Genomic DNA, 19254 nt, shown 5'->3' on the forward strand with positions numbered 1-19254 from the left:
AAAAGCCAATCCCTTGACCAAACCCTGATCAGAAAACCATACTTAGAGGTGGCTCACTTCTCGGTGGAAAAACCGGCTCAGTTCCGCGTGGAAACCAACAGATGGCGTTCAGGCGGAAATATGCCCGCTTTGATAGCCCCATACGGTCAGCGACGTGTTGCGAAAAGCCGCCGCTTTCGGCCTCGGCCTCAAACAATAGTGCCAAGTTGACACTATTACCGGGGCGGCCGGCTTCAACCTTTCCATGCTTGGTTTCCCAAACATCGCGATAAGACTGGACGAAGATGGCTCGGTCCATCACCGAGAGGTCGTTCCGGAAGAGGTTTTCTGTGATCTCAATCAACTGAGCCTCGGACTTATCACCCTCGACGAGCATTGCCTCGATCTCCGGTTCGCCGTTCAGTTCGAATGCACGAAGGCGATGCGCACCGGCGACAAGCGTCCACTTCCCACCCTTCGCTGCGGGAGTGGGACGAACGGTGATCGGGTTGATGAGGCCGTGCTCGACGATGCTCTGTGCAATCGCGATTGCGTGTTCCTCCTCGACCGCCCGCAGGCGTTCGGGAACAACAATCTGGTCTATGGGAATAAGCTTGAACTCGGCCATTACGCGGCCTCCTGATCGCGATGAAGTTCGCGCATGAATAGGTCGCCGGCGCGTGCTGCGACCCGGCGATAGGTGCGCTCGAAAACAGGGTCCAGCCGGCGCTCGTCGATGACGCGAACCGCCATCAACATCGTCGAGCGGGCGATGCCCAAGATCTTGACAATGCGACGGCGTGGCACGTCGAATTCCGTATGGAAAACGTAGAGGGCAACCTGTCGAGCAAGCGCCGCGTCCAGCATGTGGTTCGGCGGGTTAATCAGACAGCGGATTGGCAGGTGCGAGAAGTGCGACTGCGAGGCCTTGTAGCAGCAGGCCAGCATCGTCGAGAGGCGCTCGGGTGCGGAGTAAGGGTTCATCAGAACGCTCCGATCTGACGTGCGATGGCGGCGAGGCCGCCAACAAGCCCGGAGAGAACAACGCTGCTGAGGAGCAGCCAATCGGCCAGCTGGCAAACCGGCGAGTATGAGGGAATGAAAGGATTTCGGGCGCCAATTTTCGTGTGTGTTTTCGTCATTGTGGCATCCAGCGGAAATATGGATTGTTTGGGGTGTGGCGCGGGCGGTAGCGGGACTGGACAGCCGGGGTGGCGTGGCTGCCTTGCCGACCAGCTTCAGTAAGCTGGCACCGGACAAAAAGGGCTAGAACAGTCATCCGTCCGCGCCGCGTCATGCGACAGCTCTTCGGCTGTCGGTGGACTCTCCACGGTACTCGTGCGAAAGAATTGTAGTGGTTTTTTTGGGGTAGCGATCAGGGAAGAGATCGGCTGCGGGGATATCGAGGAACGCTGAAATTATAGCCTCGTTACCCTCGTTCGGCCGGGTCCAGATCGTCCGGAAGCCGCCGGGTGACTTGTTGTTCATCTCCGCAAGGCGCGTCAGGGTCATACCCCTGCGGCGCAGTTCGGCGAGGATGAGATGACGATCCCAGCGCTTTAGCTTCGTCATTGGAACCTCCTGCATCAGGCGGGTGTGCAGCACCCGCCTTTTGTTGAAACATTAGTGAGCAATCGCAGCCCGCCGAAGCAGGCTGCATATGATGAGAGATAAGCATATTTGTGCTTGTTTACAAGCATAAAAGTGCTTGTCCTTTGAGGCGTGTCTTTTGGTTGAAGGTCAAACGATCGGCGATCGTGTGAAAATGGTCCGGAGCGATAAGGGGATGTCGCAGCAGGAGGCTGCTGACGTGCTCGGAATTTCGTTGCGTGCCTGGCAAAAGATGGAACGGGACGAGGGCATCCCGAGCGGCGAAACGCTGATGCAGTTCACAAAACTCGGGATAAATCCTGGGTGGGTTTTGGGCGGATTGGGTCCGCAATCTGTGGAGGGAACCAGTTTTGTGGCACCGCGCCTCGATATCGTGTTGCTTCAGAAATTGGGCGACACCGTTGAGGCCGTCTTCATTGAGTGTAAGCAGACGGCTCCAAAACGCGCCATCATGGCCGAGGCGGCAGCCCTATATAACGAGCTTCTCTCGCTGGTCGCGGACATACGCGATGATCGGGTAGTTGAGGCGCTAATCCCCGTTTTGAGATCTCGTTTCAAGGAGCGCCTGGTCAGTGCGAAACCCGGTGACGGCAAACGCTCGGCTTCATGATCGTCAAGCCAAGCCTGGATCACGTCGAAATGGAGCAAAGGTCGGTCATCCCTGGACCCCGAGGTCAGGCGCACTGCATCGACAATGTTTGTTGAGGTGGATCGAGCGAAGGCTCGGTATCCTAGAATTCGCTAAAATAACTCACGTCTGAAAACGCATTACAATCCCCACGCCACTAATAGTTTACGATGCTAGGTAGGCTTGTATTCGCGCACAAGGCCATGCTGCATCAAAACGAGAAATAGTTCGGAAAAATATTTTAGGCAGAAATCCCGTCGCTAGGCGTGGTCAGAATGTGATCCGAAGTTCCGTCCGGTAAATGCAAATACGCTGGGCAAACCTTTCGCGGGCGCTCGAGGTCGCGGAGAGCTTGAATTTCTCGGGCGATCAGCAGGTTTGCCCGAGGTTTTCCTCGGCGGGCAAACCTAAAATTGGCTTTCTCGCCGTGGCGCGGGCCGAATGGCGGCCGTCAGACTTTTGGAGTGGATTTGCGCCACCTCAACAAAATCAACAATTTGAAGGTCTCTATTGGGGTTTTTTATGCCGCTTTAAAGGCTTCCCTCAAATTCAGCGACGCCGCTGGCGCCGAGCCAGGCTTTCGTGGATTTTAGGCCGACCAGCTGTCAAAAACTGCGGTCAGCCAGGCGGGCCTGCGGTCGCCAAATCCCTTTGTTTTCAGTATGTTCCCGCTGTATCCCGGTTCTTCCCACCTAATCCCGGATATTCCGGTTACTGGTGGCGGACAACAACGGGTTGTCGATGGTTTGCAATGTCTTCTGCTCCAGGTCGATATATCCCAGATCATAGTGCATGAAGCTGACAAGCCAAATACCGTCATCGACCTCTTTCAGTCCCAGTTTCTGTCCAGCGAGCACGATCGAGATGTTGGGATATCCAGTCGGCGATCGGCAGTCTGGTCTGGGGTTGGTCGGAAGACAATTTGATCACCGACGAATTCGTCGAAGCGTACCTGCTGCTGAAGAAACGTCCGTCCGGGTGGTCGGGTTGTTTCCTTCTTCAGTGTCAGATGCATGCGCTCATGCCGGCCGTTAGAACGTCTCACGAAGCTCACGGCTTCAGATCGCTTTCGGGCGCCAGCCATCGCGTCGATCTCACCTACGGCATCTATGCTGCCGGTGACGCTGTCGCGGGCATGCTCCGTGCCCTGCGCCTTCGCCGCATGTTCTGCCTCGGCGTGGCTTCCGCCTACTTGGTGGGGCTGATTGCCTGCCGAACCTCGTCGGCCGTGCCGATTGCCTGACGACGGCGTTCTATTGTTGAATGAGCCCTTTGGCGCAAAGCGGCCACTCAGCCGACACCGCGACGACCTATCGTAAAGCCGGGACGTGTGTAAGCGGTCCTCCGCCACCACTTCCTTTCTCGCCCGACCCGGATACATATGTAGCATGATCTACCCGTGACATGGGTGACAACCTCGTAGGGAACGGTCGATGGTTTGCGAGATTTCCAGTTTCAGGTCGCGATATCTTCCGTCATGTCCCGGCACTATTGGCATGGCGCTCGCGCTGAAGGAGACGTCCAGATGAACCACTTTCGAAAGCTTGTGACTGCTGGAGCGCTGATCGCTGTCGCGCTGGCTGCCGCCGCCTGCACATCGACAACCTCGCAACGGGACGCAAATGCTCCGCTGAACTCAGCCTGCGCGCTTGGATTCAACAACGACCGCCCCTGCAGCTATTAGAGTCAGCGCGATTTGATGGTCCACGGTGCCAGCAGCGGCCGGATGACGTGGTTCGGGCGTGGGATTCATAGAGGTTTCGTTTTCGGATTGGCGGTCGGGGGCGATCTTGGCTGCGGCTGTCTGATCTGCGCTCCCCGGCGGCCCGCCTAAAAGAGAAAAGCCCGGGACCTCCGGGCTTTTCCGCACTCCACCGATCTGGATTGGCGTATCGGCTGCGGTCAGAATTTGACACCGATGCCGACGCCCACGACATTCTGGTTGAAGTCGGTGTCGACGCCCATGAGGTCCTTGCTGCCATAGTCGTTATAGCGGTATTCGACCCGGCCGAAGACGTTGTCGGTAAAGGCGTAGTCGAGACCGGCGCCGACGGTCCAGCCCGAAAACGTCGCGCTGTCGCTGCCGACGGGCGTGTCCACATGCCCCTTTGCGCCGGTCCAGCCGGCGGCGCCGTAGAAGAGGGCGCGGTCGAAGGCATAGCCGACGCGGGCACGAACAGACCCTGTCGTGTCGAACTTGTAGTCGTTGACGCCGACAGTCTGCTCATTCCAGTTGTAGGAGGCGTCGCCTTCGACACCGAGGACGATGCTGTTGTCGAGCTGCCAGTTATAGCCCACGAATCCGCCGAGGAGGCCGCCGTTGAGGTTTTCCGACCCTATGCCGGAGAAGTCGCCGCTACCCCAGGCGCCGCCGCCCTGCAGGCCGAGATAGGGGCCACTCCAGGTGAAGACCGGGGCGACCTGTTCGACCGGTGCGGGAGGCGTCTCGGCGACAAGGTCGGCGGCCGACACGGTGCCTGCCAGCATGAAAAATGCTGCTGAGGCAGCTGAGATACGGACATTCATGATGTAGATCCCTCTCCTGTGACTAGGATACAGACTGCTAATTTGACGATCGGGAGGTGAATACGCCGACCATCGGATCGCAGCGCCGGCGTCAAGCCAAAGCGCTTCCTGGGACGGTTTCGTCCTCAGGACCCGACGGCAGAACGTCGTCGCTTTGGAAAAGGTTCCATCACGAATAGCTGATCGGAAATGCGGGGAGGTAGGAATCCTGCCCGGGATCGTCAGCCTGCGGCCAGAGCCAGGTCGCGGTTTGCAAGGAAGGAGAGGGTTTCCTCGGCCGGCATGGGTCTGCCGAATAGATAGCCCTGGCCGATGTCGCAGCCCAGCTGAATCAAATGGCTGAGCTGCCGCTGCTCCTCAATGCCTTCCGCCGTCGTCTGGATATTGAGGCTGCGGCCGAGGCCCAGCATGGCGCGCACGATTTTTTCCTGACGCTCGTCGTCACGGTAGGTCGCTATGAAACTCCTATCGATCTTGATCTTGTCAAAGCGATAGCGGGCAAGCTGGGCGAGACTGGAATAGCCCGTGCCGAAATCGTCAAGCGCGATCTGGACGCCTGCGCGGTGAAGTTCCTCCAGGATTGCGGCGGCGCTCGCCGGATCCTGGATCAGCGCATTCTCGGTAATTTCGATCTCGAGGCGGTGGGCGGGCAGGCCGGTTGCGGCGAGCGCCCTGAAGATACGCGTCGTCAGCAGCCGATCCTCCATCTGGACCGGCGACACATTGAAAGACAGCGTCAGGTGGTCGTCCCAGGCCAGGGCGTCACGACAGGCCTGGGCCAGCAGATCTTCGAAAAGGGCGGTGATCAGCCCGGTCTCCTCCGCAATTGCGATGAAGACCAGCGGCGAGATATTTGCCCCGTCGTCATCCGTCCAGCGGGCGAGGGCCTCGAAGCCGCACACGTTGCTGGTTTTCAGGTCGATGAGCGGCTGGTAAAACGGAAGAATCGACTTCTTCTGGATCGCAACCCGCAGCTTGGCTTCCAGCGACGCACGCAGCGCCACCTTGTCCCGCATGGAGGACTGGAATGCCAGGTAGTGGTTCGGTCCGCGTGACTTGGCCTCGTACATGGCGAGATCGGACCGGTGTGCAGCATGTTCGAGCGGCTCGCTGTCCTGCGCCCACCGGTCGTAACCGACGCTTGCGCCGACCTCGACGGCGGAGCCGTCTATATAAACGGGGCGGGTCACCGCCTGGATCAGCAGGCGGGCAAAGCGCTCCTCGTGCTGCTCCGAAAGGCCCGTTGCGACAATAATGAACTCGTCGCCCCCGAAGCGATAGACACAGTCGGCGCGGCCGATCGCGCAGATCCGCTTGGAGACTTCGATCAACAGCGCGTCACCGCCATTGTGGCCGATGAGGTCGTTGACCTTCTTGAAGCCGTCGAGGTCGACGCAGAAGATGGTGACGTTGCGTTCCCAGTCTTCGCTGATCGCGTCGGGATCCGCGGGCGCCTTGCGCACGACCTTCCGCTCGAAAGCATAGCGGTTCGGGAGTTTGGTCAGATGGTCGTGCGTGGCAGTCCAGTCGGCCCGGGCTTCTGCCCTGGCGCGCAACTCCATCTCCCTGCGGAGGTCGGCGATACGGAGCACCGAATAGACGAAGCTCATGGTTCCGCCGACTGCGAGCGCAAGCACGAGCTTGTCGGCGCCGTAGCTATCGAACGCACTGACGAACGCTGCCAGCCGGTCTCCGAACTCCAGCATCGCTCCAATCGCCCACAGCGCCACTCCTAGCGCTACGAGCAAGAGGCATTGCCGCCCAGCCCTGCTCCGGAAGAATACCGGCATGCTTCACTCCATCTCCACCCGGAGCTGGATATAGCAGCGAAGTCTGAAATGTTCGTTGAAACCACAGGGCGATTTCTTGGTATCGCGGCCCACTTATAAGCGTATTCTTATATTCTAGAAGAAGACGGGCAAGCGTCGAACGCTCGCCCGTTCCTTAGCGTCGCATCAGCAGGGAAGCGCTGACGACGAGGAGGAGAATGACGGCGCTTGTCAACCGCATGAGGCGTATGCGCCTCGTTCGTGCGCCACTCCAGTCGTATCGCATTGTCGAACCTCCTTTACGAAGGAATGCTGGCTGGACGAGCCGGACAAATTAGATATCGCGCAATTAGCTTGCGCAAGGCTGGCCTAATATATCGCCCTACAAAACGCGCGGTTGTCTAGCTGTGGTCGAAGCGCAGCGACCAGCGGGAGCCGTTGCCGGTCATGCGGACGACTGCCAGTGGTTCGATGTCGATCTGCCAGAATGATGAAATCGGAGCCTGCAGGGCCGAAACGATCGCTGCCCTGATAACGGCAGCGTGGCTTACGGCGATCGTGTGTCCGGCGAGGCGGTCCTGGTCCTTCATCCAGAGCGACACACGCTCGCACATCGCCGCGATGGTCTCTCCGCCGTGCGGCGCTTCGCCCGGCCGGGTCATCCAGGCGACAAGCGCATCCGGTTCGGATTGCTGGAGGGCGACGATCGACAGGCCGGCCCAGCGGCCATAGTCGCAATCGGCGAGGAGCGGGGCGGGTTCGAAGGCGAGGTTGAGCGCCCGGGCTGTCTCCAGGGCGCGGAGGGCAGGGCTGGAGAAAACCCTGTCGGCGCGCGGCAGGCCCGCTGCGAGCACCTTCGCTTCGGCGACGGCATTCTCTTCCAGCGGTTCGTCGAGCGGAAAGCGCGCCTGACGATTGGCGGCGGTTGCGCCGTGGCAGATCCAGGTGAGGCGGGTCATCGCGTTGGTCGTCTCCGGATCCGGCGGGGGATAAGCCGGCGGTTTATGAAGTCTCGTTGACAGGTCGAAGACCGCAGCTATAACGGTGATGTTGTGGGTTTGGAAGCCGGTGAAATTCCGGTGCGGTCGCGCCACTGTGACCAGAATGAGGATACCTCAAACTGGAAGTCAGACCCTACCACGCAACAATTCTCGACTGAACGCGTCATTCCAGGAGGAATACATGTCTGATACCACTTTCGCGCCCGTCGCAGCACCGTCCCCGATTCCCGTTGGCGAGATTTTGCCGTGGGCGATCTTCGGCGGCCTGCTGATGCTCATCGCCATCTATTTCGTCGGCACCGAAGAAGGCGCGATGGCGCTCTTCAACGGCATGTATGTGCATGAGTTCGTGCATGACGGCCGGCATCTCCTCGGCTTCCCCTGCCACTAAGGAGTTCACGACATGGTTGGAAAACTTTTGCTTCGCGGCATGCTTGCGGGCCTGATTGCTGGCGTCCTGGTGTTCGCCTTTGCACACACCTTCGGCGAGCCGCTCGTGGATCAGGCGATTGGATTTGAGGAAGCCGCCGCCCTCGCAGCCGGCGAGGCGGCCGAACCCGAGCTGGTCAGCCGTGCGACCCAGGCCGGCATCGGCCTCCTCACTGGTGTCCTGGCCTACAGCATCGCCATCGGCGGTCTTTTCGCGCTGGTCTTCGCGTTCGTCCAGGGGCGGTACAGCAGCCTGAGCGCACGGGGAACCTCCGCCGTTATTGCGATCGCTGCTTTCGTGGCCGTCGTGCTGGTGCCCAATATCAAGTACCCGGCCAATCCGCCGGCAGTCGGCAACCCGGATACGATCGGCGTGAGGACCGAGCTCTTCTTCCTGATGATCGTTGTTTCGCTTGCAGCGCTGGTTGCGGCGATCGTGCTCGCACGCCGGCTTGCGCCGCGCCTGGGTGCATGGAACGGTGCCATCGCTGCAGGGCTTGCCTATGTCGTGTTCATCGGGCTGGTCCAGTACCTGCTGCCGCCGATCAACGAAGTGCCGGAGAATTATTCGGCGATGGTGCTGTGGCGCTTCCGCACGACCTCGATCGGGATGCACGTGCTTCTCTGGGCCGTGGTCGGGCTGGTGTTCGGCGCCCTTGCCGAGCGCAGGCTCGGTGCCAGGGCACAGGCTCGCACACACGCTCCCGCCTTCCGCTGATTTTGAAAGGAAGGCCCCGGCACTGCCCGGGGCCTTGCGCCACGATGTTCATGCGAAACGCAATCCTGGCTCTGGCCACCAGCATCATCCTGCTTCCGGTTGCAGCGGCCGATGCCGCCGCCCATCAGCGAACGGCCGGCGGGCGGCATACGGGGATCGCGGTTCCGGAAATCTCGCATGGCGAAATGATCATGATGTCGGAGTACCGCGACCGGATCATCGACCTCGCTTCTACCGCGACCGACACAAACGAGAGGTTTCGGCGCGTTCTAAACTACGCCCAGATTCAATATGCCTATTGCTTCTGGGGGAAGATGCCGGGCGGCGTGACGGATGAGGCGAGCCCATTCAACGAGTGTTCCCACGCCTATCTCGCTGCAACCAAGGCTGCATTGCTGCAGATGCGGGAGATGCCGCGCGAGGCCGCGGCGGCAGGCGACATCGTTTCGTCGATCGATGCCGGCATGGTCCTGCGAGGGCTGGCGCTGATCACCTGCGAGTTCAGCGGCGAGGCTTTCAACACCGCCGACGTCGTTCGTCCGCGTTGGAGCGATGTTCCGACGCACGCTGCGAGCATGGCGACGTTGACGGCGCTCGGCGCGCTTTTGGGCTTCGGGCTGCTCGGCCTTCGATGGGCGACCCGCAGGGCGGCGCCGTTATCCAGATCCTAAAGCCGGGCGGATTGAGCGTTCAGTCGTCGGAATAGCGCTGTTCGCGCCAGGGGTCGCCGTACATGTGATAGCCGTTCTTCTCCCAGAAGCCGGCAGCATCCCCAGCAATGAGATCGATGCGGCGCAGCCATTTCGCACTCTTCCAGAAGTAGAGATGCGGTACGACCAGGCGCATCGGTCCGCCATGGTCGCGTGTCAGTGGATTGCCCTCCCAGGCGGTGGCAAGGATGGCATCTTCGGCAGCGAAATCGGCGAGTGGGAGGTTCGTGGTGTAGCCGTCATAGCTGGTCAGCATGACGTGCGTTGCGTCCGGCTTCGGCATCGCGTGATCGAGAAGATCGCGGGTCGATACGCCCTTCCATCTGTTTTCGTAGCGCGACCATGTCGTGACGCAGTGAATGTCGGAGATCCTGTCGCTCTGCTCGAGAGCCTGAAAGTCATCCCAGGTGAGATCGAGCGACGTATCGACCAGCCCGCGAACCTCCAGCCGCCAGCTGTCGGTGGAAATGACCGGCTGCTGGCCGAGGTCGAGGACCGGCCAGTTGTTGACGAGATGCTGCCCCGGCGGCAGCCGGTCTGCCTCCGGGCGGCCGATGCGTCCGGTCAGGAACTTGCCCTCGGTGGCCCAGCGGCGCTTCGACGTCGTCAGTTTGCTGTCGGCGGGGATCTGTTCGTCGCTCATGGAAAGCTCTCTCGTGTTGCGCCGATTACGCCATTCGGATGTGACCGGAGTCAAGGACAGCGTGGACGATGCCGGGCGGCGCGGACCTTCGCAATTGCGGACAAGGGCATGCCGTCCCGTGGCGAAGGTTGAATTCCAAGCACATTTGCTGGATAAACGAGGGTAGATTTCGGGCGTCGTTCTGGCGCCCGCTTGCATTTACAGGACCTCCAGGCTCATGCGCATTCCCGCCGGGATCGAGATCGATCTGCCCTTCCTCACCTCGCTACGACGCGATCTGCATGCGCACCCCGAGCTCGGTTTCGAGGAAGAACGCACGAGCGGTATCGTCGCCCGGCTTCTGGAGGACGCGGGACTGAAGGTGCACCGCGGGCTCGGCGGCACTGGAGTCGTCGGCACGCTGCAGGTCGGCAACGGAACGCGCACGATCGGCCTTCGCGCCGATATGGATGCGCTCGCGATGCCCGAGATGGCGGACCGGCCTTACAAATCCAAGGTGGCAGGCAAGATGCATGCCTGCGGCCATGACGGCCATACGGCGATGCTTCTCGGCGCTGCGCGCCACCTGGCCGCGACGCGCGGATTTTCGGGCACCGTGCACTTCATTTTCCAGCCCGCCGAGGAAGGCAGGGGCGGGGCGAAGCGGATGGTCGAGGATGGATTGTTTCGCCTCTTTCCCTGCGACGCCGTCTACGGACTGCACAACATGCCGGGACTTGCAGTCGACGAGATCGCGGTCGTCGAGGGGCCACAGCTTGCCTCCTCCGATAGCTGGCGGCTGACGTTTCGCGGCACGGGCACGCACGGCGCAAAGCCGCATCTGGGCCGGGATCCGATCACGGCGGCGGGGACATTCCTGTCGTCGCTGCAGACGATCGTCGGCCGCGTCGTCGACCCGCTGCAGCCTGCAGTCGTCAGCGCCTGCTCGGTGCAGGCGGGCGATCCGAAGGCGCTGAACGTCATTCCCGACACTGTCGAGATCGGCGGTACGGCGCGTGCATACTCGCCCGAGGTGCGCGACCAGCTGGAAGAGGAGATCGGCCGGCTTGCGCACGGCACGGCTGCGATGTTCGGCATTGCCGCCGACTATCGGTTCGAGCGGCGGATTCCGCCTGTCGTTAACGATCGGGATGCGACGGAGCGGGCGCTACGCGCTGCGGTCGGCGTGTTTGGCGAGAGGGCTCGGACAAGTTTTCCGCCTTCGACGGCGGGCGACGATTTCGCCTACTTCGGCCAGAATATCCCGGGGTGCTACGTCTGGCTTGGCAACGGGCCGGCGGTCGACGGCGCCTTGCATCACAATACGGCGTACGATTTCAACGACGAGGCTATCGGCCCGGGCGTGGCATTCTGGACTTCGCTTGTGGAGCGGGAATTGCGGTCGGAAGACTGAGCCGCGGCGTTGGCGTGAGCCGCGCCCCTCATCTGGCTGCCGGTATCTTCTCCCCGAAGGGAGAATATACTCACGGCACGGATTTGTTGCTGTTCAATTTGGTTCCAGGCCACTCACCAAGCCCCAAACTACAAAACCTCCAGAACAGGGCTCTCCAGCACTCGCCCCGTCAGGACATCGGCGATGCCCCGGTCCGTCTGGTGCGGGCCGACGTTGCAGGCGAGCGTCGCACCGAAGCAGGCCTTGAACACCAGGTATGGCGGTTTCCAGTCGACGATCGTTTCCATCGCCTTGCGGATTTCGCGAAAACCGGCTGCCGTGTCCTCGAGCGTCGCCTCGGTGACGAGACCGGAGAGCGGCAAAGGCAGAATTGCCTCGATCGTTCCATTCCTTGCGACGGCCATCCCGCCTCCCGCCGATATGACGGCGTTTGCGGCAACGGCCATGTCGCGGGCGTTGCCGCCGAAGACGGTGAGGTTGTGGCTGTCATGCGAAACGGTGGTGCAGAAGGCGCCGCGCCACTGACCCCACCCCGTCAGGAAGCCCACGCGCGGTCGCCCGTCGGCCTTTCCATGGCGATGGGCAACGGCAATCATGGCGCTGCCCGCGGGCGGTACGACGAACCCGTCTTCAACAACCGTTTCCGCTTCGCCCCATCTTGTGAAGCGCGGGCGGTCGATGGTCGCTACACGTACGCGGTCACCTTTCGACGGAACGCGGAAGTCGTTTTCGACAAGCGCCGCGAGCTTGACCGAGTCGCGGAGCGGTGTGCTGTCGAACGAGGGGATCTCGATGTCCACCTTGCCATGGCGCGACACGGCGCGGCCGTTGGCAAAGACCGCGCGCGATTCGAAGTCGGCGAGGTCCTTGAAGAGCACGATGTCGGCGCGGCGGCCGGCGGCGACGAGGCCGAGGTCGGAGCGCTTCAATCGCTGAGCCGCGTTGAAGGTTGCGGCGCGGACGGCCCATTCCGGTTTCATGCCGTAGCGCACCAGGCGGCGCATGACGTCGTCAAGGCCGCCGCCGTCCTGGAGTTCATCGGGAAAGACGTCGTCGGTGCAGAGCGTGACCGTCGACGGCAGATGGCCGATGCCGTTCAACGCCGCCACGAATTCCTGAAGCAGGTGATCGTGCGATCCGCGAAGCTCGATCGTCAGGCCGGCAGCGAGCTTCTGAAGCAGGTCCGCGCTCGAGGTCAGCTCGTGGTCGGAGGAGACGCCGGCCGTCATGAAGGCGTTGAGATCTGAGCCATCGAGGCCGCGTGCGTGTCCGCAGACGAGTTTGCCGGCGGCAAGGCCCGCATTGACGATCGTCGTCATGCGCGGATCGCCGTCGATGACGCCCCGCATGTTCATGACCTCAGCCACGCCGCCGATTTCGGGCCATCGCAGCATTTCGGCGACGACGGCTGCATCGAAATCGGCGCCGGCGATTTCAAGTCCGGGCGCTGATGGCACGCAGGAAGGAGCAAGCAGGATCATGCGGAGAGGCAGGCAACGCGACGCCCCGATTGCCCAGCGCACGCCTTCGAGCCCATGTACGTTGCCGAACTCATGCGGATCCCAGACGATCGTGGTGACGCCGCGCGGCAGCACGGCTGCTGCATATTCCGCAGGGGTTACCATCGAGCTTTCGATGTGCATATGCGTGTCGATCAGGCCCGGCGTGACGATCGTGCCCTCGGCATCGACAATTTCCGTCGCGTCGATGCGGGTTGCCGGCGGATGGACGCTGGCGATCAGGGGGCCGACAAGCCCGATGTCTGCCTCGCGGACGAGACCGGTGACGACGTCGAGCAGCCGGCCGCCGGCGATCAGGACGTCAAACGGGGCATCGCCTCGCGCAGCGGCGACGGCACGGGCGCGAAGAATCGGATCGTCGAGGTCCATTGGCTGCGCTCCGTTCATTTGCCGGCCTCGCTGATCAATGCATCGAGGATCATGCCGTGGACTGCGGCGACGTCGACATCGACGGCGTATTCCGCGTTGAAGACGGCGTGGCTGGCCCGGGTCTCGACGACCGTGCGGCCGCGTGTCAAGCGGCCCTGCAGCTCGACGTCGATCCGCGCAGCCCGGAAACCGACGAGATCGGGTGCCACGAAAGCGACGGCAGCGGAGGGATCGTAGATCGCCATGCCGGCCCGGCCACGACTGGTGCCGATCCTGACGTAGCCGGCGAAGATATCGGCCAGCAATGCGGCATTGGGACCACCGGCCTGGCGCAGCGGATCGATATCCTCAGGCGTTGCAATCACCTTGCGGCAAAGATCGAGATCGACCATGCGCAGCGGCAGGCCGTGGGCGATGACGATCGCCAGGGCCTCCGGATCCGCAAGTGCGTTGAACTCTGCCGACGCGGTATGGTTGCCTGCCGTCACGCCTCCGCCCATCCACGTGAGTTCGGAGATTCGCGATGCGAGGTCGGGCCGCGCGAGGGCAAGCGCGGCGATGTTGGTCAAAGGGCCGAGCGCCAGCATGCGGTGATGGCCGTCTTCTTCGAGCCAGCGGCAAAGGGCTGCAAAGGCGTCGCTTTCTGGGAGAGGAGGCGCCTCGGGAAGGCGTCGTCCCGTCGTGGGAATGCCGGTCTCGCCGAGGATCGCCTGCGCGGTTTCAAGGTCTCCCAGCACCGGCATGGAGCGGCCCGTGTGGAGCGGAAAAGTCCAGCCGAATGCCTCGGCCGCTCCAGCGGCGTTCGCCCGCACCTGCGGAAGCGGTGTGTTGCCGAAAACCAGCGAGACGCCTGATATGTCGAGCTTCGCGTGGATCACCACCAGGATGGCGGCGATGTCGTCGAAGCCCATATCGGTGTCGATCCAGACGCCCATGATGTTACCTGTAACGAGAGAGGGGAGCTGCGGCGGAAAGCGGCAGATCGAAGCTGAGCTCCGAGCCGATCGGATGCGTCGGCAGGTCGGCGTCGACCTCCGCCTTGATCGCCCCGAGCGGCGTGGCGAGCAGATATTCGCGGGAGCTGCCGGCAAACGAGGTGCCGCGCACGGTGCCTTGGAAAGGACCTGAACCAAGTGTCACCATGCGCGGACGCCAAGCCAGGCCCTTTGCGGCCTGCGGCGCCGGGGTGGAGAGCTCGACGAGGCCGTTGGCCGTCGCGAGCTTTCCGTTCTCCAGCGCAAAGATGTTTTCGAAACCGACGAAATCGGCGACGAAGGCCGAGACGGGCTTGTTGTAGATTTCTTCGGGCGTGCCAATCTGCTCGATGCCGCCGTCGAGCATCACGACGATCCGGTCGGCGAGCGCCAGGGCCTCGATCTGGTCGTGGGTGACGAAGATCATGGTGACGCCGGTCTCCTTCTGGACGCGCTGCAGTTCCGCGCGCATTTCGAGGCGGAGGCGGGCGTCAAGGTTGGAGAGCGGCTCGTCGAGCAGCAGCACCTTCGGTTCCATCACCATGGAGCGGGCGAGCGCGACGCGCTGCTGCTGGCCGCCGGAGAGCTCGGCCGGCTTCCGGGAGGCGAAGCTGGCGAGACCGACCGACTTGATGCCGGCGTTCACCCTGGCATCGAGGTCCTGCCCGCCGACACCTTTCAGGCGCAGGCCAAAAGCTACGTTTTCGTAGACGCTCAGGTGCGGGAACAGCGCGTAGGACTGGAAGACGAGGCCAACATTGCGCTTGTTGGCCGCTACCCGTGTGATGTCAGCGGAGTCGAGCGTGATGCGGCCGGAGGTAGGCGCCAGCAGGCCGGCGATCGAGCGCATCGTCGTCGTCTTGCCGCAACCGGAGGGGCCGAGGAGGGCGACCAGCTCGCCCTTGGCGATCGACAAGTCGAGATCCTTCACCGCGACCGTATCGCCGTAAGCGAGCGTCAGCTTGTCGAGTTGGAGATAGCGGTCAGACATAGCGAGAGAATCCCAGGAAGCGTTCGGCAACGAAGACGATGCCGATGGACAGAAAGGCGAGCAGCGCCGAGAGCGCAGCGATCGACGGATCGTAGGTGGTCTCCATGTAGCCCAGCATGTCGATCGGCAGCGTGCGGACGCCGGGGCCGGACAGGAAGAGAGAGACGGGGACCTGATTGAAGCTGGTGACGAAGCCGAGGATGAAGGCGGCGAGAATGCCGCCGCGGATGTTCGGCATGACGACCCGGAAGAACGCGCCGAGGCGCGAGGATCCGAGCAGCACCGCCGCTTCTTCTATGTCGGAGCGCAGGTTGTTCAGGCTCGCGGAGACGACACGGACGGCATAGGGCAGCACAAGCGCAGTGTGGGCGAAAAAGAGCGCCACCGTTATGTTGAAACCGAAGGGTACGACGAGATAACGCAGCAGTGCCAGGCCGACGATGATGCCCGGGACGATGATCGGCAGGGAGACGATGGTGCGGACGGTCTCGCCGAAGGGGAGCTTGTAGCGCGACAGGGCGTAGGCTGCAGGGATGCCGAGGATCAGCGCTGCGACCGTGCCGCCGATGGCCAGAAACATCGACATGGCGAAGCTGTCGCGGAAGCTCTCGATGGTGAAGACCTTAAAGACCCAGCGCAGCGACAGGCCCTGCGGCGGAAAGGCCAGCGTGTCGCCAGCCGACAGCGAGGCGGCGATGATGATGAGGAAGGGGCCGATGAGAAAGAGAAGCAGCAGGCCGAGGACGAAGGGCGAGAGGATACGGGCGGTCATCGCTTGTTCCTCGCGGTCGCCAGGCGTTTGAGCAGGATGTTGGCAGCAAAGCTCATTGCGATCAGCATGAAGGCGATGACGCTGGCCGCGACGAAATCGTTGGCGACGGACACCTGCTGGTAAAGCAGGGTTTCCAGCATCAGTACCTTGGAGCCGCCGAGAACCGCCGGCGTGATGTAGGCCGTCAGCGATCCGGTGAAGACCAGCGTACCACCGACGACAAGACCCTCGCGGGTCAGCGGCAGGATGACTTTCCAGAACACCTGGAACCAGTTGGCGCCAAGCACTCGGGCAGCGGGAATCGCGTCCTTCGGCATGTTTTCCAGCGCACTGATCAGCGACAGGATCATCAGCGGCAGGAAGAGCTGCAGCAAACCGATGAAGACGGCGGTTTCGGTGAAGAGCAGGCGCACCGGACTATCGCTGAGGCCCAGCCCTGTTATCGCCTGGTTGACGATGCCGGTTCGGCCGAGGATGACGATCCAGGCATAGGTGCGTGCGACAGGCGAGATCATCAGCGGCAGGGTGATGAGGCCGATCATGCGGCCCTTTCCTTTGGGTGGCAGGTTGACGATCGCAAAAGCCGCGGCATAGCCGATCACGGCGGAAACCGCCGTGACCTCAAGGCCGAGCTTGAAGGTACGCAGGAAGACCGTGCGGTTCAGCTGCTCGGAGAAGAAGCCGGTATAGGCGCTGAGCGTCCAGCCGCCGTCGATGTGGAAACCTTCCGACAGAAGGACGATGACGGGCAGCAGGAACACCATCGCGGCGAACAGGGCCGCGGGCAGGGCAAGCGCCAGGGCTTCTGCGCGGTTTTGAAACATGAGGCGCCTTTCGGAGCGGTCGCGTGGAGCGGCCCCGGCCAAGCCGGAGCCGGAGAGGGCTTATTGTCCGACCTTTTCGTTCCATTCCTTGAGCCAGCCGGCGCGGTTGTCCAGCGCTGCCGCGGAAGGGATGAGCTTCAGGCTCCTGGCGGTGTCTTCACCGTAAGTGAGATTGTTGGCCGCTTCCTCGGAAAGCCTGACCTCCTTGTTGGCAGGGCTGTCCACCAGCTTTTCGGCAAGCTTGGTCTGGATGTCGGTCGACAGCCAGAAGTCCATGAATTGCAGCGCAAGGTCCTGGTTCTTCGAGCCCTTGGTCATGACCATGACGTTCATGCCGCCCGTCTGGCCTTCCTTCGGCGTTGCCCAGGCAACGGGAATGTCGAGCTTGGTGAAGCCAGCCCAGGAGAAGCGGCCGATGGGAGCCGCCCAGATTTCCTCCTGCTGCATCAGTTGCACCAGTTGGGAGGATTTTTCGTAGAAGGTGACGATGTCGTCCTTCTTTTCGCCGAGCGCCTCGATCGGAGCCTTCAGGTCAGGCGTATCCTTGCCAAGCGCAAGGCCGAGCATATAGAGCGCCGGCGGCCCCTGGTTTGTGGTGACGTTCGGGAAGGCTACATGGCCGATGTATTCGGGCTTCAGCAGATCGGCCCAGGATTCGATCTTCATCTTGTCGGAGCGATAGGCGATCGAGGTGGCATAGAAGGTGTAGCCGACGCTCATGCCATCGCCGTTGGGGTCCTTCGCGAGATCGTACAGCTTGCCGAAGTTGCCGAGCTTGGTGGTGTCGACCTTGTCGATCAGGTCCTTGCGCGCGGCAGACAGCGCGTCCGCCATGGAAACCACCGCCATGTCGACGACGGGGCTGGCCTTGTTGGCTTCCATCTTGGCCAGGCGCTCGACGCTGTTGCCGGTCTCGACGACAAGCTTGCAGCCGCATTTCGCTTCAAAGGGATCGTAGACGATCGTCTTGAAATCGTCCTGCGCGAAGGCATAGACGGAAACCGTCAGCGTCCTTTCCTCGGCCCTTGCTGCGAGGGGCGATAGCGCGAGAAGCGCTGCCGAAGCGATGAGAGCCTTTTGCATGTCAGGAATTCTCCGTCTGAGTGTGGATCTGCACCGGGCTTGCCGGGCCTGAGGATTGGCGGACGATCAACTGCATCGGTACACGGTCCATCTCTGCCGTCACGAGCGTACCTACGCGGCTGCCGTTGGTCTGAATGGTTTTCAGAAGGGATGAGATCGCTATCTCGGCGATGGTGACCATGTCCATTGCTGTGGTCGTCAGGGCCGGCGTGACGACCGGCGACCAGATCAAATCGTCGAAGCCGGTAACGCTTGCCATGTCGGGGACCACAATGCCGTCGCGCTGGAGTTCGGTCAGTGCCCTGAGCGCCTGCAGGTCGGAAAGGGCTGCGAAGGCGGTAAAGCCCTCGCGGACCTTCTCGGCTAGCCCAAGGCTGCAGCCACCGCCGCGATCCCGCTCAAGCCGCTCGATCCAGAGCGTTGCAGACTGCATCCCGGCTCGGAGTCCGGAGCGGATTCCCCCGGCGCGATCGTTCTGGACGTTCGATTCGGGATTGTTGCCGATGATCAGAATGCGCTTGTGACCGAGTTCAGCCAGATGCGCCGCGATGTCCCGCCCGCCCTGCCAATGGTCGGCGGCAACCGTGTTGCCGGGTGTCGATGCAGTATCGATGACCGCGACGGGGCAACTCGCCGAGGAAATGCGCGTGGCCCGCCGCGGTACGATCACCATGCCTTCGACACCGCGTTCGATCAGCCTGTTGATAGCTTGCGTCTGCGCGGCAACATCGCCGCGCGAATCCGCAATGAGTACGCCGTACCCGGCAGCGGTGGCTGCGAATTCGATCGCCTGCGCGAGTTTGGGGAAGAGAGGATTGGCAATGTCCGGCAAGACCAGGCCCAGCACGCCGCTTCGGCCGGTTCTGAGCGCCCGCCCGGCCTGGCTCGGGACATAGCCCAGTTCGCTGGCATGCTCGCGGATCTTTTCGGCAAGGCTTTCCGAAACCCGCCCCTTGCCGGAGAGCGCGTTCGAAACTGTCGCGACGGATACGCCGAGCGACGTCGCTATCCTGCTCAGATTCGGTCCCGGTCGCGCTGGAGGCATGATTTCCGACATGCAAAGATTAATCGTTTAATCGGGCTACATCACCCTATCCGCGTTGTCGAATCCAATTTTGCGATCGAGATCGATTTATCTGCTTTCGCTTGCGGACGGCGGAAACAAAAAAGCCCGGCAGGTTGGCCGGGCTTTGTCTCTGGTGTTTTCAGCTCGCCTTTGGCGGTGCGACGGTCTGTCTTCCGTCCGGATTGTATCCGCCGCCGATGGCGACGTTGAGGGAGACGAAGTCCTTGGCCATCTGCTGGACGGATGCT

Annotated in this window: 22 protein-coding genes and 1 pseudogene; 7 read left to right on the top strand and 16 right to left on the bottom strand. The window is 62.0% G+C overall.

What is annotated here, in order from left to right:
- Positions 1–28: 28 nt before the first annotated feature.
- The 4 genes from ASC97_RS26305 to ASC97_RS26315 all read right to left on the bottom strand — a co-directional run bounded on the left by ASC97_RS26305 (position 29) and on the right by ASC97_RS26315 (position 1551).
- Positions 29–607 carry a ParB/RepB/Spo0J family partition protein gene (locus ASC97_RS26305; protein ID WP_082530181.1) on the bottom strand — a complete coding sequence of 193 codons (579 nt, stop codon included), beginning with the start codon at positions 605–607 and terminating at the stop codon, positions 29–31.
- A complete protein-coding gene (locus ASC97_RS26310; protein WP_057471290.1) occupies positions 607–963 on the bottom strand; it encodes a hypothetical protein in 357 nt (118 codons plus the stop codon). Before ASC97_RS26310 ends, ASC97_RS26305 begins: the two co-directional genes overlap by 1 nt.
- Positions 963–1121, bottom strand: a complete 159-nt coding sequence (locus ASC97_RS34790) for a hypothetical protein (RefSeq protein ID WP_200959548.1) — start codon at positions 1119–1121, stop codon at positions 963–965. Before ASC97_RS34790 ends, ASC97_RS26310 begins: the two co-directional genes overlap by 1 nt.
- Before the next feature lie 151 nt (positions 1122–1272).
- A complete protein-coding gene (locus ASC97_RS26315) occupies positions 1273–1551 on the bottom strand; it encodes a helix-turn-helix domain-containing protein (protein ID WP_057471291.1) in 279 nt (92 codons plus the stop codon).
- Between the two features lie 193 nt (positions 1552–1744).
- Here ASC97_RS26315 and ASC97_RS26320 point away from each other — a divergent pair, with 193 nt between their 5' ends.
- Positions 1745–2200 (top strand): helix-turn-helix domain-containing protein, encoded by a 456-nt coding sequence (locus ASC97_RS26320; protein WP_113001492.1) that lies wholly within the window; start codon positions 1745–1747, stop codon positions 2198–2200.
- Positions 2201–2910: 710 nt separating this feature from the next.
- Here ASC97_RS26320 and ASC97_RS36425 read toward each other — a convergent pair.
- Positions 2911–3257: pseudogene (locus tag ASC97_RS36425) on the bottom strand (IS481 family transposase); the annotation flags it as partial.
- On the opposite strand from ASC97_RS36425, the gene ASC97_RS34325 reads away from it, so the two are divergent.
- Positions 3141–3461 carry a hypothetical protein gene (locus ASC97_RS34325; RefSeq protein ID WP_057471294.1) on the top strand — a complete coding sequence of 107 codons (321 nt, stop codon included), beginning with the start codon at positions 3141–3143 and terminating at the stop codon, positions 3459–3461. The pseudogene ASC97_RS36425 and the gene ASC97_RS34325 sit on opposite strands and share 117 nt — an antisense overlap.
- Positions 3462–3743: 282 nt before the next feature.
- Positions 3744–3902 carry a hypothetical protein gene (locus ASC97_RS34795; RefSeq protein WP_200959549.1) on the top strand — a complete coding sequence of 53 codons (159 nt, stop codon included), beginning with the start codon at positions 3744–3746 and terminating at the stop codon, positions 3900–3902.
- Between the two features lie 218 nt (positions 3903–4120).
- Here the strand turns inward: ASC97_RS34795 and ASC97_RS26335 are convergent, their stop codons facing one another.
- The 3 genes from ASC97_RS26335 to ASC97_RS26345 form a co-directional block, all read right to left on the bottom strand.
- Entirely contained in the window at positions 4121–4744 is a 624-nt protein-coding gene (locus ASC97_RS26335) for an outer membrane protein (RefSeq protein ID WP_057471295.1), read from the bottom strand.
- A gap of 221 nt (positions 4745–4965) precedes the next feature.
- On the bottom strand, positions 4966–6534 hold the full coding sequence (locus ASC97_RS26340) for a putative bifunctional diguanylate cyclase/phosphodiesterase (protein WP_057471296.1): 1569 nt from the start codon (positions 6532–6534) through the stop codon (positions 4966–4968).
- Between the two features lie 380 nt (positions 6535–6914).
- The gene (locus ASC97_RS26345; protein ID WP_057471297.1) at positions 6915–7472 is read right to left on the bottom strand and encodes a histidine phosphatase family protein; all 558 of its coding nucleotides are present in this window, start codon (positions 7470–7472) and stop codon (positions 6915–6917) included.
- A gap of 223 nt (positions 7473–7695) precedes the next feature.
- Between ASC97_RS26345 and ASC97_RS26350 the strand changes: the two genes are divergently transcribed.
- The 3 genes from ASC97_RS26350 to ASC97_RS26360 are packed head-to-tail and all read left to right on the top strand — an operon-like array spanning position 7696 to position 9332.
- Positions 7696–7905 carry a CbtB domain-containing protein gene (locus ASC97_RS26350; protein WP_057471298.1) on the top strand — a complete coding sequence of 70 codons (210 nt, stop codon included), beginning with the start codon at positions 7696–7698 and terminating at the stop codon, positions 7903–7905.
- Between the two features lie 12 nt (positions 7906–7917).
- Positions 7918–8661: a CbtA family protein gene (locus tag ASC97_RS26355; protein WP_057471299.1), complete on the top strand. Its 744-nt coding sequence runs from the start codon at positions 7918–7920 to the stop codon at positions 8659–8661.
- A 44-nt stretch (positions 8662–8705) separates the two neighbouring features.
- On the top strand, positions 8706–9332 hold the full coding sequence (locus tag ASC97_RS26360; RefSeq protein ID WP_057471300.1) for a hypothetical protein: 627 nt from the start codon (positions 8706–8708) through the stop codon (positions 9330–9332).
- 19 nt (positions 9333–9351) lie between these two features.
- Here the strand turns inward: ASC97_RS26360 and ASC97_RS26365 are convergent, their stop codons facing one another.
- Positions 9352–10014 (bottom strand): sulfite oxidase-like oxidoreductase, encoded by a 663-nt coding sequence (locus ASC97_RS26365; protein WP_057471301.1) that lies wholly within the window; start codon positions 10012–10014, stop codon positions 9352–9354.
- Between the two features lie 217 nt (positions 10015–10231).
- Between ASC97_RS26365 and ASC97_RS26370 the strand changes: the two genes are divergently transcribed.
- Positions 10232–11407 carry a M20 aminoacylase family protein gene (locus ASC97_RS26370; protein ID WP_057471302.1) on the top strand — a complete coding sequence of 392 codons (1176 nt, stop codon included), beginning with the start codon at positions 10232–10234 and terminating at the stop codon, positions 11405–11407.
- A 128-nt stretch (positions 11408–11535) separates the two neighbouring features.
- On the opposite strand, the gene ASC97_RS26375 is transcribed toward ASC97_RS26370, so the two are convergent.
- From ASC97_RS26375 to ASC97_RS26405, 7 genes are read right to left on the bottom strand one after another with little or no spacing between them, the layout of a single operon-like run.
- On the bottom strand, positions 11536–13296 hold the full coding sequence (locus ASC97_RS26375) for an adenine deaminase (protein WP_443216782.1): 1761 nt from the start codon (positions 13294–13296) through the stop codon (positions 11536–11538).
- A 14-nt stretch (positions 13297–13310) separates the two neighbouring features.
- Positions 13311–14231 carry a nucleoside hydrolase gene (locus ASC97_RS26380; protein WP_057471304.1) on the bottom strand — a complete coding sequence of 307 codons (921 nt, stop codon included), beginning with the start codon at positions 14229–14231 and terminating at the stop codon, positions 13311–13313.
- Between the two features lie 4 nt (positions 14232–14235).
- Positions 14236–15261, bottom strand: coding sequence for an ABC transporter ATP-binding protein (locus ASC97_RS26385; RefSeq protein WP_057471305.1), 1026 nt, complete (start codon positions 15259–15261; stop codon positions 14236–14238).
- The gene (locus ASC97_RS26390; protein ID WP_057471306.1) at positions 15254–16033 is read right to left on the bottom strand and encodes an ABC transporter permease; all 780 of its coding nucleotides are present in this window, start codon (positions 16031–16033) and stop codon (positions 15254–15256) included. The genes ASC97_RS26385 and ASC97_RS26390 overlap by 8 nt, the downstream gene beginning before the upstream one ends.
- Positions 16030–16857, bottom strand: coding sequence for an ABC transporter permease (locus tag ASC97_RS26395; protein ID WP_057471307.1), 828 nt, complete (start codon positions 16855–16857; stop codon positions 16030–16032). Before ASC97_RS26395 ends, ASC97_RS26390 begins: the two co-directional genes overlap by 4 nt.
- Before the next feature lie 60 nt (positions 16858–16917).
- A complete protein-coding gene (locus ASC97_RS26400; RefSeq protein WP_057471308.1) occupies positions 16918–17940 on the bottom strand; it encodes an ABC transporter substrate-binding protein in 1023 nt (340 codons plus the stop codon).
- Position 17941: 1 nt separating this feature from the next.
- Positions 17942–18985 carry a LacI family DNA-binding transcriptional regulator gene (locus tag ASC97_RS26405; RefSeq protein WP_057471309.1) on the bottom strand — a complete coding sequence of 348 codons (1044 nt, stop codon included), beginning with the start codon at positions 18983–18985 and terminating at the stop codon, positions 17942–17944.
- Positions 18986–19254: the final 269 nt, after the last annotated feature.

The sequence above is a fragment of the Rhizobium sp. Root1203 genome (assembly GCF_001424945.1).
Lineage (GTDB): Bacteria > Pseudomonadota > Alphaproteobacteria > Rhizobiales > Rhizobiaceae > Rhizobium.